We start from the raw sequence: 13,101 nt of genomic DNA, 5'->3' as shown, positions 1-13,101 counted from the left end.
AACGAGTATCACCACGTTCTCAACATTATCGCGTCATGCTCAGCTTGACTGGGCATCATAATGCACTAAGTTGATAATTTTTACGCTTTAAGATTCCCTCCCGATAGTTATTAGGATTCACGAGGATGACGAGCAAAATTATAGGTTATAGCTTTTTCGCTATATAGATGAGTTTCTCAAAAAATAGCTGCCTTCTTTTAAGTTTCTACAAACTAAGCCTACCATAATACTACCCCAAAAGATGATTTTATCCCATAAGGCAACACCATAATTTTGCTAATTAAATTACTACGGATTCAATCATTACAAAAGAATTGGCTTTCCGAATAGAATAATTAGCTACTTTATGAAAAAACATTTATCTAAACTTTTGTCAGTGCTTTTGCTCTGCTTATTCCTTTTCTGCTTAACCTTAAAAGTTAGCGCACAGAAACCTACAATAACAACTATTAGCCCTTTACGTGGTAAGGTTGGTACATTAGTTACCATAACGGGTACCAATTTTAGTACAAATCCCGCAATGAATGTGGTGTTTTTTGGAGCAGCAATGGCGCAAGTAGATCATGTGATATCTGCCAATCAACTAGTTGTTGTAGCACCAGTAGGAGCAGATAATCAGTTAATTTCTGTTACCAATTTAGCCACTAGGCTAACTGCCAATACCTCTTTTGCTTTTCATTTAACTTATACCAATTTGGGGCAAATATCTTTCGATGTAGCAAACCAGAAAGAAATAATAAGTAGTGCTGCAAGCCCTCAAAGAGTTAAAATTGTTTTCCCAAAAGATTTAGATGGAGATGGAGATATAGATTTAATTGTTGCCATTAGAGATGCAGACGAAATTAGAGTCTATACCAATACATCATCAGTTGGTCAAGTTTCTTTTGCTGCACCAATAACGCTAACTACACCACTGCCTGATTTTATAACAGTAGCCGATTTAACTGGAGATGGCTTAATGGATATTGCCTCAGTTGATTCTTCAACTGGAGATATCCATGTATTTTTAAACGCTTCAGCATCTTTAAATGCTCCTATTGCTTTTGAAGACAAAATAACACTTAATAATGGAGCTGGAGAATTTTGCGCAAGCTTAGAAGCCACAGATATTGATGGCGACGGTAAATTAGATTTGGTAAAAATGAATTGGCATACAGCTGCGAAACCAGTAAACACCGTTTCTGTATATAGAAATACCTCAATTAACGGGAATTTGGCATTTGATGTTGCTGAAAGTTTTGATGTTGGTCCAACTGCTTCGGGCTTTTTCTATATGGCCATTGGTGATTTTTTAGGAAATTTAGATGGGAAACCTGATTTGGTGATTAACATGTCAGGTAGCCAAGACTATAATTTTTTGAAGAATACTTCAACTCCAGGACAAATTGGTTTTGTTCATACATCTTCTTTAACTAGTACCACTAACAATACGATTAAAGTTGCTGATTTAAATAACGATAATCTTCCAGATCTTATCTTTAGAAATAATAATGACAAAGTAATCGTAAAACTAAATTTAGGTGGCGATAATTTTGCAGCAGAAGATATTTATAGTGGTGGTTCGGCCGTCGATAATTTATCATTTTCAGATTTTGATGGAGATGGCTACCCTGATATTTTGGTGGCTTTAACAACAGGAGGTGCTGATAAATTTGCAGTGTTAAAAAACAACAATACTATTCCAGGGAAATTTTTTCCAGCTGTGCTTTTCGATATTCCGCTTGCAGGTAGATATCATACAGCTGTAGATATAGATGGAGATGGAAAACAAGATGTAACAACTCTCGATATTGCTACTAACTCGAGGTTAACTGTTGCATTAAACAACCAAACCGCACCGGCAGAAGTAGAAACTTTATCAGCAACTAATACTACAACCACCAACACCACTTTTTATGGTAATATAAAAGCTATTACTGCTGATGTTGATGTTAGTTTCGAGTATGGTACCGATCCTGATTTAACAACTTTTACCTCAGTAGATGCTACGAGTAATAAACATGTTCTTGTAAATAACGAAAAATATGCGGGATATGACTTAATAGGTAATTTTTCAGCAGATTTATATTATCGCGTAGTAGCAACAGATGGTTTTAATAACGAATATAAAGGAGAAATTGTTAAAATTATCATACCTGCAACAGTTGTTGGCATTACCACAAATTCAACTAATCCAAATAATGGCAGTACAGGTACAGTATATTATAAAGTAGAGTTTTCAAAACCAGTAACAGGCTTTACTGCTGCCAATTTTACACTAGCACAAACGGGCGGTATAACCAATGCCACCATAAGCAATGTACTGCAAAACCCAATTAATGCTAATTTATGGCAGGTTGCGGTGTCATTAGGTCCAATTGCTGGTAACGGTACAGTTCAAGTTTCCTTAGCCAATGCTACTAACATAGCTACACCAATAAGTAATGTCTTACCATTTGCAGGTGAAATTGTTGCTGTAGATAACATAGTAGTACCTGTAGAATTAGAAACTTTACCAGGAGATATACTAACCAAAACAAGTGTAGCTTTTTATGGAAATGTAGAAACCTATGCTACTAATGTTTCGGTTGGTTTTGAGTATGGTACCGATCCTAATTTAAGCTCATTTATCTGGGTAGGTGCGACAAATAATCAACAGGTTGCTGCAAATTCAACAAAAACAGCCAGTTATGTCTTAACAAGTAATTTCAATGCAGATCTATATTACCGTGTAGTGGCGCAAGATGGTTCTGGTAATCAATTTAGAGGCAAAATTGTTAGAGCACAGGTGTTTTCGGCAAGCGTTGTTGGCATTACCACAATTACTCCTAACCCAAATACGGGCAGTACCGATAATGGTACGGTAGTTTATAGCGTTGAGTTTTCAAAACCAGTAACCGGTGTTACTGCTGCTAATTTTGCAGTAACACAAACTGGCGGGGTAACCAATGCCACCATAAGTAATGTACAACAAAACCCAATTGTTGCTAATTTATGGCAAGTTACGGTAGATTTAGGTTCAGTTAATAATGATGGAACCGTTCAACTTTTCTTAGCTAATGCCACTAATTTATCGGCACCAATAACAACTACTCTTCCATTTGATGGCGAAATTGTTGCTGTTAATCTAAATATAGTAGGCACCACATTACTTGCAACCAATATTGTTGCTGGGGGTGCAACTTTAAACGGTTCGGTACAAGCAAAAATAGATGGAGTACTAGCCGATTTACTGTATAGTACACAGCCAAATTTAGCAAACGGAAAAGGTGCATTAATTCCCGTCGCCAGCATAGCAAAAGATGCAGGATTTGTAAATTTTTCAGCTGATTTAATAAATCAAACCCCAGGCAAATATTATTATGCTGTAGTTGCCTCAGATAATTTGACCACAACTATTGTGGGAAACATATTAAGTGTGGATATACCCACAAGTATTACCGCCATACAGCTTTTGGTGGCAAGCCCAATGCCGTCACCAGGTAACGCATTATATCGTGTTGAATTTCCAATTACCTTAACTGGCTTAACAGCTGCCAATTTTAATGTGCAAACAACAGGAGGAGTAGGGGGAGTTACAATTTTATCAGTAGTAGTAGATGCAAATGACCCTAATTCGTGGATTGTTACACTCGATGTTCCCGCAGGTTATGATGGTTCATTAACGTTAAACTTAATAAATGATACAGGCTTGCAATATAAACTGGCAGGTTTACCTTTTGCTAGTGCAACGTTAACAATTGATGGAACTCCATTAGCACCACAAAATTTAAGCGTTAATGAAGGAGATGCCCTAGTTAAGCTAGCCTGGCAACCAGTTGCAGATAATAATCTTTCTGGATATAAAGTATATGCAGGTACAATGCCAAACCCAACTACCTTTATAGCCAACGTTGCCGCAAGTGCATTAGCGTATACTAATATTAACTTAACCAACGGTACAACTTATTATTACCGCATTACGGCAAGAGATGCCTCGGGGAATGAAAGTGATTATTCTAACGAGGTTAGTGCAACACCACAGGTTGGGTCGGTACCTATAACCGATCAAACCATTGCTTTCGCAGCTTTAGGAAATAAAACCTATGGCGATGCAGATTTTGATGCAGGAGCAATGGCAAGTTCGGGCTTTGCAGTTACTTATACCAGCAGCGATAATAACATTGCCACCATTGTAAACGGTAAAGTTCATATTTTACATGCAGGTACGGTTACCATTTATGCCAACCAGAGTGGTAATGGAACGTATGCTGCGGCGACGCAAACAAGCCAAACGCTTACTATAAACCAACTAACTATAAATGTTACAGCCAATACACAAAATAAAGCCTATGGCGCTGCCGATCCAGCTTTAACCTATACTCACACACCAGTACTGATCGGTGCCGATGTATTTACAGCTTCGTTAAGCAGAACAGCAGGAGAAGTGCCTGGAAGTTATTCGATAACTCAAGGCACATTGGCGTTAAGTAACGATTATATAGTGAAGTTTAACAGTGCGGGTTTTGTTATTAATTTAATTCCGTTAACCCTAACTGCCGATGCAAAAGCAAAAGTTTACGGCGATATTGACCCTATATTTACCTATAGCATAACTTCGGGTAGTCTTATACCTGGAGATGCACTAAGTGGAACATTAAGCAGAGCAGTTGGAGAAAATGTCGGGATGTATGCGATCAGTCAAGGCAGTTTAACAGCAGGGCTGAAATATACCATAACCCTAGCAGGAGCAAATTTGGTTGTGAGCCCTGCGCCAATTACTATTACGGCCAATGCAATGACTAAGGAAGTTGGTGATGTTGATCCTGTGTTGACTTATATTTATAGCCCAGCTTTACTAGGTACAGATGTTTTCACTGGAAACTTAGATCGTGTTGTGGGAGAAAGTGTTGGTACCTATGCTATTGGGCAAGGAAGTTTAACTGCTGGCAACAATTATATAGTAAGTTTTGTACCAGCCGCTTTAAGTGTTATGCTAAAATCTGCAGATGAATTTAAATTAGTTGCCAATAACATTTTAACACCTAATGGAGATGGTATAAATGATAAATTGGTGATACAAGGTTTAGACCAGTACCCAACAGCGAAGCTTACCATTGTAGATAGAGAAGGTCGAGTTGTTTTTGTGAGTGAGAATTATCAGAATAATTTTGATGGTACTTACAATGGCAAACCACTTTCAAATAACACCTATTACTACATTATTGATTTTGGAAAAGAGCTTGGCAAAATCAAAAGCTTTATTACCATTGTTAACGAATAAAAGAACACCAAACAAAATGATAAAAAGGAGGCTTAAGATAGGCCTCCTTTTTTGTTTTTTAGGCTATCGGCTGTCACCCTAATCAGCCATCATGCTCGTCCTTCCCGTGAAAACGGGAACCGTAATGCGTGAAAAACCCCTTACTAAATTCGTTTTTCGTTGCTCGTTTTCCGTCCTTTCAACAATCCTGCTCGTCCTTGCGAGTCTCGATTTTTCATCGAGGCGAAGCAATCTTTCATACTTGTTAGGTTATTTCTCCCCTCAACAAAGATTGCTTCACCCCCTCACTCAAACCATCCCTTCAGTTCGCAATGACGGGCGTAAAAAAAACCTCACCCTATCATTGTCGGTGGTTGTTGTACCGTTCCTACCTCTCTCTCCAATCGGAGAGGGAAAGCACAGGTACTGCTTTTAACCCACACATTCATAAGGTGAGGCTAAAACCCTACTTCCGCATTACGGTGCCCAGTCAAGCTGAGCATGACGGGCGCAAAAAAAAAGATCTCACTCCTCTTAACTCTTCTTCATTTCTTAATGTTAAAAACCAGCCACCATGTTCGTCCTTCCCGTGAAAACGGGAACCGTAATGCGTAAAAACCTCTTATTGCCTTACGGTGCCCAGTCAAGCTGAGCATGACGAGTGTAAAAAAGACCTCACCGCTTAACTCTTCTTCATTTCTTAATGTTAAAAACCTGCCAGCATGCTCGTCCTTCCCGTGAATTCCGATAGCTATCGGATCAAGTTGGGAATGATGAACGTAAATGAAAACCTAATTTTTAATCTATCGGCTGGTACTGACGATACTAGCTATGCTTGTTTTAGAAACTGATCTGATTGAATAATCTTATGATTTACTCGTTCTTGCTCGTGTAATTCTTGTTGCATTACTTTAGCAACTTTTGTACTGCCATCGTGGCTCCATCCTGGTGGATTTAGCATATATTTTATCTTATCGATAAAGGTTGGCGCTTTTTTAACGTCGTTTTTTAAGGCAATAAATTCGTGGAAGATGATATTAACTGGGCCAGTATCTTTTGGCTGTGTAGTTAAACCGTATTTTATGGCATCTTCTGGTAGTTCTGCTTGAAAAGTACCAAACCATCTATCCCATAAAATAAGTACCATGCCCATATTTTTATCTAAATAACGCACATTACTAGCGTGATGAACGCGATGATGTGATGGGGTTACGAAAATATATTCGAACCAAGCAGGCATTTTAGCAATAGCTTGTGTGTGTACTAAGTTGCCGTAAATTTGAGTTACGAGATAGGCAAAAAGGATATCTAACGCAGTAAAACCCATAAAAGCGAGTGGCAAATAGAAGAAAACGCGGTACAAAGGTTCGAAGACTGTGGAACGGAAACCGGTAGTTAAATTGAAATGTTCTGAGGAGTGATGGGTAACATGCATTGCCCAAAAAAAGCGTACATAATGCCCTACGGTATGTAAAAACCAATATAAAAAGTCTTGCGCTAGAATTAAAACTACCCAATAAACCCAGATATTTGAGATTTGAAATAACCTGAATTGATAGCAATATGCTAACAAAAAGAAGGTTGCAGTTTTCATGCATAGGTTAATCACCACAGCAACGGTCATTAAGTAAATGTTGGTCCAAGTATCGCGTTTGGTGTATATTTTTTTATCGTGTACGTAACTAATATACATTTCAACCAAGGTTAAAACGATTACAAAACCGAATAAACCACCTACAGAAATATCGCTTCCGGTAAACTTCATTTTATAAATTATTGTAGTATGTTAAGCTGCTTAAAATATCAGCCGTTGTTATACGACAGTTAAATGTGCACTGCCCAATTTTATCTAGCAACGAGAACATAATCTGCCCGTCTTCGTTCTTTTTATCGCTTTGCATTAACTCTAAAAGTGTATCAAAGCTTTTTTCTTTTATGTTATATTTTGGATAAATAGAACAGATGTATGTAGTAATATCTGTTAATTCATCGGCTGTTAAATTGCAGTATTTTGCAGATAAATAGGCTTCACAAACCATACCAATTGCAATTGCTTCGCCATGAGTTAGCGGTTTTTTGCTATTTGTTAAGGCATAACTTTCTACGGCATGGCCTATAGTATGACCGAAGTTTAAGATTTTACGCAAGCCTTTTTCTAAAGGATCTTCGGTAACTACTTCGTTTTTAATTTGGATAGAACGGTAAATTTCTTCTGGAATTAAAGCTTCATAATTACTTGTTTTTAAACGCTCGTAATAGGCTTTATCTTTAATTAAACCATGTTTTATCATTTCGGCAAAGCCTGATAACAGTTCTCTTTTAGAGAGCGTGGTTAAAAAAGTATTTTCGATAAAAACAGCTTGTGGTAAACTAAAAGTGCCCACCATATTCTTCACATTATCGATATCTATTCCGGTTTTACCGCCAACGGAAGCATCAACTTGAGAAAGGAGTGTAGTTGGAATATTGATAAAATCTATCCCTCTTTTATAGGTTGAGGCTACAAAACCACCCATATCGGTAATTACGCCACCACCTAAATTAATCATCAGGCATTTACGATCGGCACCAAAATCTAATAGGGTTTTCCAAATACCGATACAGAAATCGATGTTTTTATTTTCCTCACCTGGGTCGGTTTCTATGATATCGAAATCTTCTAAATCATCTAAAAAAGATCTAAACGTAGGCAAACATAATTCGGCTGTATTGGTGTCTGCAAAAACAAATACTTTACTGTATTTATTTTGGTCTAAAAGCTCTTTCAACGGGCTTAAACCTGTTTCGAAATAAATAAAATGATCGGCGTTTTTTATAGGTTCCATTAAATTACTTCAATTATTTTACCCATAAAATCGATTTTATCGCCAATGCGAACTTTAAGACGTTTTCTATAATCTACGGCTCCATTGTATTTTACCAAACCATCTTCTACAACGGTTTGTGCTTCGCCACCACTTTGTACCAATGCGGTTGCTTTTAAGAGTGCAATTAGCGGAATAAATTCGCCTTCGAGTTTGAATTTTATCATTGTGGTGCAAATTTACAATTATTTATAAAGTGTTTTGCCTTAACAATGGTTGTAATTTATATTTTTGCACTCTTCTGACTAACCAAAACATTAAAATGGAACTATCGCCCAGAAAAAAAATCAATTTTGACAATACTGAAATCGCGTTTCGCAACAAAACCAACGGTGAATTAAACCAAGCTTATTGGCTGTTTAAAATCATTAGCAGTAATTTTTTAACTCAGGTTGGTCCGCCGATTACTAATTTCTTGTTGAATATTGGTTTTCCGATTAAAGGCGCAATTAAGGCTACCATTTTTAAACAATTTTGTGGTGGAGAAACCATCAACGAATGCGAACATACCATTGAACAGTTGAGTTTGGGGCACGTTGGAACTATTTTAGATTACTCTGTTGAAGGAGAAGATGAGGAAGAAGTTTTCGATTTTACATGTGAAGAAATTATTAGAACGATAAATAGAGCAGATGGAGATCCAAGAGTGCCGATTACCGTTTTTAAAATTACTGGCATTGGCCGATTTGCTTTATTGGAGAAATTAGATGCCAAACAAGCATTAACAGCTACAGAAACTGAAGAATTTGCAAGAGTAAAAGCTCGTTGTGAAAAAATTTGTCAGGCTGCATTTGATAAGCAAGTTCCAGTAATGATTGATGCGGAAGATAGCTGGGTGCAATATACAATTGATGAATTGGCATTGGAAATGATGACCAAATTCAATAAAGAAAAGTTGATTGTTTACAATACGTATCAACTATATCGCCATGATAAATTGGCTGATTTAAAAGCGGATTACCTAATTGCTAAAGAAACAGGATTTATTTTGGGTGTGAAAATGGTGCGTGGTGCGTATATGGAAAAAGAACGTAAACGTGCAGCAGAAATGGGTTATCCATCGCCAATACAACCTGATAAAGCTGCTACTGATAAAGATTACGATGAAAGTTTACGGTTTTGCGTACAACATATAGATCAAATTGGATTTGTTTGTGGTACGCATAATGAAGAAAGCTCTCGTTTGTTAACAGAGTTGATGGATGAAAATAATATTCCACATAACCATCCGCATGCCTATTTTGCACAGTTATTAGGTATGAGTGATAATTTAAGTTTCAATTTATCTGATGCTGGTTATAATGTAGCTAAATATGTGCCTTATGGCCCTATTAAAGCAGTAATGCCTTATTTATTTAGAAGAGCTCAAGAAAATACTTCGGTTGCTGGACAAACAGGTAGAGAATTGGGTTTAATTAGTAAAGAGAAAGCTAGGAGAAGGTTGTAAGAACAAGGACAAAAGAGTAAAGATTAAAGACTGAGCGCCTATCGTATGTTAGCTAATCATTGTTCACTTATCATTTAAGTGCAAAATACCCAATAGCTAGCCAAACTAATCCTTTAACAAAGAAAAATAGAAAGCCCCAAAAGCCGAGCTTTTTGCTCCATTTTTTGATGTTTTCTAATTTCTCGGTTTTCACGCTGTAAAAATAATAAAACCTGCGCTCAATCAATAATTTCAGTTGTGAACACAGGCTTATACATAATTCAATATCAATTGATTTAGCTTTCTGAAGCTGTAAGTCGTCTTACTTTTAATATTTTAAATTCTTTAATTCCATCGGGCATTTCCCAATTAATTAAATCATTGGTTTGATAACCTAATAACGCAATACTGATAGGCGCAAATATGGATACTTTCTGAACTTTAATGTCTGCATCTTTGGGTTTCACCACTTTAAAAACGAACTCTTTATGGTCGGCTGTACTTACAATAGTGGCTTCGGTATGTAGCGAAACAACATTAGCAGGTAAATCTTCGTCATTAAAAATAGTAGCATCTTTAATTTCAGCTCTCAATCGAGATTTGTTGTAATCGCTCATGATTGCTTTTTCAAAATGTTCGTTTAAAAATTTGAAATCACTTTTTGAAAGTAGGATTGATTTTTTCATCATCTAAAAAATTAGGTAAATAAATAAGTCTACGGTTTTGCCGCAGTTTTGAATTAAAAAGGAAAAGAAATGAATAAGTAATACTTATTTCCCCGAGTTAAAAAAGAAGGTTGAATAGAACCCGGGGTTACTTAATAAAGTCTTTACTTGTAGTTTGGAAAGTAAAGCCTATCGCGTAATTTGTTCGCGATAATGTGCTATTTAAAACAGCATACGCCAGCACTTGCCTTTTGTTAAAGGCGAAAATGAGGTTAAGAAACAACTGTTTTAGGGTATGCATGTAGCAAATATGCCTTTGAATATTGATAATTCAAAATATAAATGCAGAATTGACCTAATTAAGATAAAGCAAAAAATCCCAGCTAATCGAATTAGCATGGGATTTTATATTGTATGTACTTTGACAATCTTTTTTTAGATTGTCAAAGTTTGAAGTATTTGGCAAAAGTAAATCTTAAACTTTGTCAATCTGTATAAGATTGACAAAGTGCTTATTTTAATACTATACTAAATCAAAACGATCTAAGTTCATGACTTTGTCCCATGTGGCTACAAAATCGTTTACAAATTTAGCTTTTGCATCGCTGCTAGCATAAACCTCGGCTATTACTCTCAATTCAGAATTAGATCCAAATACTAAGTCGGCCCGAGTTCCAGTCCATTTTAGTTCATCTGTTTTTCTATCTCTGCCTTCAAACACTTGTTGATATTTGTCGGTAGATTTCCATGCCGTATTCATATCTAGCAAATTCACAAAGAAATCGTTAGTTAATGTTTGAGGTTTATTTGTAAATACGCCATTTTTAGATTGATCAAAGTTCGTATCTAATACACGTAAGCCGCCAACTAACACAGCCATTTCGGGAGCAGTTAAGTTTAATAGTTGAGCTTTATCAACTAACAGTGCTTCTGTAGAAATTCTGTAATTTGCATTTTGGTAATTACGGAAACCGTCTGCTATTGGTTCCATTGCACTGAAAGATTCTACATCGGTTTCTGCTTGTGAGGCATCCATACGACCAGGAGTAAAAGGAACAGTAATATCTTGACCTGCGCTTTTGGCTGCTTTTTCTACACCTGCACATCCTGCCAAGACAATTAAATCTGCTAAGGAAACTTTTTTACCTCCAGTTTGTGCGCTATTAAAGTCTTTTTGGATTTGTTCTAAAGCACTCAACACTTTATCAAGCTGAGCTGAATTATTTACTTTCCAATATTTTTGAGGTGCTAAACGAATGCGAGCCCCATTTGCTCCTCCACGTTTATCAGAACCACGGAAAGTAGATGCCGAAGCCCAAGCGGTTGAAACCAATTGAGAGACAGATAAACCACTTGCTAAAATTGTGCTTTTTAAACTAACAATGTCAGTATCATCAATTAATTTATGGTCAACGGCTGGAATTGGATCTTGCCAAAGCAATACTTCAGCAGGTACTTCTGGACCTAAATAGCGTTCTCGAGGTCCCATATCACGGTGTGTTAGTTTGAACCAAGCACGAGCAAATGCATCTGCAAATTGATCAGGGTTCTCTAAGAAATGTCTAGAAATCTTTTCGTAAGCCGGATCTAATCTTAACGATAAATCGGTGGTAAGCATGGTAGGTTTATGTTTTTTAGAAGCATCGTACGCATCCGGAATAATCTCTTCTGTAGTTTTTGCCACCCATTGATGTGCTCCGCCTGGACTTTTGCTCAACTCCCATTCAAAACCAAATAAGTTCTCGAAAAAGTTATTGCTCCATTGTGTAGGAGTGGTTGTCCAAGTTACTTCTAATCCGCTCGTAATTGCATCTGGTCCTTTACCAGTACCATAATTATTGCTCCAGCCGAAACCTTGTTGTTCCATACCTGCAGCTTCAGGTTCTTTACCTACATGATCTGAAGGTGCAGCACCATGTGTTTTTCCAAAAGTATGTCCACCAGCAATTAAAGCTACGGTTTCTTCATCATTCATTGCCATACGTGCAAAAGTTTCACGAATATCTCTTGCTGCAGCTATTGGATCTGGATTACCATCTGGCCCTTCAGGATTTACATAAATTAAACCCATGTGAGCAGCTGCCAATGGTTTTTCTAAATCATGTGAATGTTTGCTCCCGTCCGCATCTTCATCAGCAACTAAAACGCCATGCCCTGCAACACCTTCTGATCCTCTCGAATAGCGATCATCGTTACCTAACCAAGTGGTTTCAGAACCCCAATAAATATCTTCGCTGGCTTCCCATACATCTGCACGTCCGCCACCAAAACCAAAAGTTTTAAATCCCATTGATTCTAAAGCAACGTTTCCTGTTAAGATCATTAAATCTGCCCAAGAAATTTTATTACCATATTTCTGTTTAATAGGCCATAGCAAACGACGAGCTTTATCTAAACTCACATTATCTGGCCAACTATTTAAAGGTGCAAAACGTTGTTGACCTTGCCCGGCACCACCACGACCATCGCCTATACGATAGGTACCAGCACTATGCCATGCCATGCGAATAAATAACCCGCCGTAATGACCAAAATCTGCTGGCCACCACTCTTGGGAATCGGTCATTAGTGCTTCCAAATCTTTCTTTACAGCTGTTAAATCTAGGCTGTTAAATGCTTTGGCATAGTCAAAATCATCTCCCATTGGGTTTGATAAAGAAGAATGTTGGCGAAGCATGTGTAAATTCAGTTTATTTGGCCACCAGTCGCGGTTTTTTGTACCGCCACTATTTACATTACTTTTTAGGCTGCCATTGTGAAATGGACATTTGCTGATGTCGTTAGGATCGTTTTCCATAGTTCAATTTTTTTGTTTATCGGTACTAATTCTTTCGAAAGAGCTAGTAGTAAATTTAACGAAAGTATTTCAACTATAAATTCAATTTACAGTTAATTAATTTCTCGTTATAAACAAATCTATATAGA

At 37.1% G+C, this 13,101-nt stretch carries 7 protein-coding genes; 2 read left to right on the top strand and 5 right to left on the bottom strand.

The window, feature by feature from the left end; all coding sequences use genetic code 11:
• Window positions 1–346: 346 nt before the first annotated feature.
• Window positions 347–5,242 carry an MBG domain-containing protein gene (locus GM921_RS07310; protein WP_182921936.1) on the top strand — a complete coding sequence of 1,632 codons (4,896 nt, stop codon included), beginning with the start codon at window positions 347–349 and terminating at the stop codon, window positions 5,240–5,242.
• Window positions 5,243–6,050: 808 nt separating this feature from the next.
• Here the strand turns inward: GM921_RS07310 and GM921_RS07305 are convergent.
• From GM921_RS07305 to GM921_RS07295, 3 genes are read right to left on the bottom strand one after another with little or no spacing between them, the layout of a single operon-like run.
• Window positions 6,051–6,986, bottom strand: a complete 936-nt coding sequence (locus tag GM921_RS07305) for a sterol desaturase family protein (protein WP_182921935.1) — start codon at window positions 6,984–6,986, stop codon at window positions 6,051–6,053.
• A gap of 1 nt (window position 6,987) precedes the next feature.
• On the bottom strand, window positions 6,988–8,046 hold the full coding sequence (gene aroB / locus GM921_RS07300) for a 3-dehydroquinate synthase (RefSeq protein WP_182921934.1): 1,059 nt from the start codon (window positions 8,044–8,046) through the stop codon (window positions 6,988–6,990).
• Window positions 8,046–8,252 (bottom strand): RNA-binding S4 domain-containing protein, encoded by a 207-nt coding sequence (locus GM921_RS07295; RefSeq protein WP_182921933.1) that lies wholly within the window; start codon window positions 8,250–8,252, stop codon window positions 8,046–8,048. Before GM921_RS07295 ends, aroB begins: the two co-directional genes overlap by 1 nt.
• 95 nt (window positions 8,253–8,347) lie before the next feature.
• Here GM921_RS07295 and GM921_RS07290 point away from each other — a divergent pair, with 95 nt between their 5' ends.
• Window positions 8,348–9,532, top strand: a complete 1,185-nt coding sequence (locus GM921_RS07290; RefSeq protein ID WP_182921932.1) for a proline dehydrogenase family protein — start codon at window positions 8,348–8,350, stop codon at window positions 9,530–9,532.
• A 275-nt stretch (window positions 9,533–9,807) separates the two neighbouring features.
• On the opposite strand, the gene GM921_RS07285 is transcribed toward GM921_RS07290, so the two are convergent.
• Both GM921_RS07285 and katG read right to left on the bottom strand, forming a co-directional pair.
• Window positions 9,808–10,197, bottom strand: coding sequence for a GreA/GreB family elongation factor (locus GM921_RS07285; RefSeq protein WP_235969792.1), 390 nt, complete (start codon window positions 10,195–10,197; stop codon window positions 9,808–9,810).
• 502 nt (window positions 10,198–10,699) lie between these two features.
• Window positions 10,700–12,973, bottom strand: a complete 2,274-nt coding sequence (gene katG / locus GM921_RS07280; RefSeq protein ID WP_182921930.1) for a catalase/peroxidase HPI — start codon at window positions 12,971–12,973, stop codon at window positions 10,700–10,702.
• Window positions 12,974–13,101: the final 128 nt, after the last annotated feature.

It is taken from the genome of Pedobacter planticolens (assembly GCF_014172375.1).
Taxonomy (GTDB): Bacteria; Bacteroidota; Bacteroidia; order Sphingobacteriales; family Sphingobacteriaceae; genus Pedobacter; species Pedobacter planticolens.
Note: the sequence above shows the minus strand (reverse complement) of the source record. Positions and strands in the feature narration are given on the sequence as shown.

What these genes read in the sequence shown, in the direction of transcription:
- GM921_RS07305 (WP_182921935.1), bottom strand. Translation starts at nt 6,986, where the DNA reads ATGAAGTTTACCGGAAGCGATATTTCTGTAGGTGGTTTATTCGGTTTT.
- GM921_RS07290 (WP_182921932.1), top strand. Translation starts at nt 8,348, where the DNA reads ATGGAACTATCGCCCAGAAAAAAAATCAATTTTGACAATACTGAAATC.
- GM921_RS07310 (WP_182921936.1), top strand. Translation starts at nt 347, where the DNA reads ATGAAAAAACATTTATCTAAACTTTTGTCAGTGCTTTTGCTCTGCTTA.
- GM921_RS07295 (WP_182921933.1), bottom strand. Translation starts at nt 8,252, where the DNA reads ATGATAAAATTCAAACTCGAAGGCGAATTTATTCCGCTAATTGCACTC.
- katG (WP_182921930.1), bottom strand. Translation starts at nt 12,973, where the DNA reads ATGGAAAACGATCCTAACGACATCAGCAAATGTCCATTTCACAATGGC.
- aroB (WP_182921934.1), bottom strand. Translation starts at nt 8,046, where the DNA reads ATGGAACCTATAAAAAACGCCGATCATTTTATTTATTTCGAAACAGGT.
- GM921_RS07285 (WP_235969792.1), bottom strand. Translation starts at nt 10,197, where the DNA reads ATGAAAAAATCAATCCTACTTTCAAAAAGTGATTTCAAATTTTTAAAC.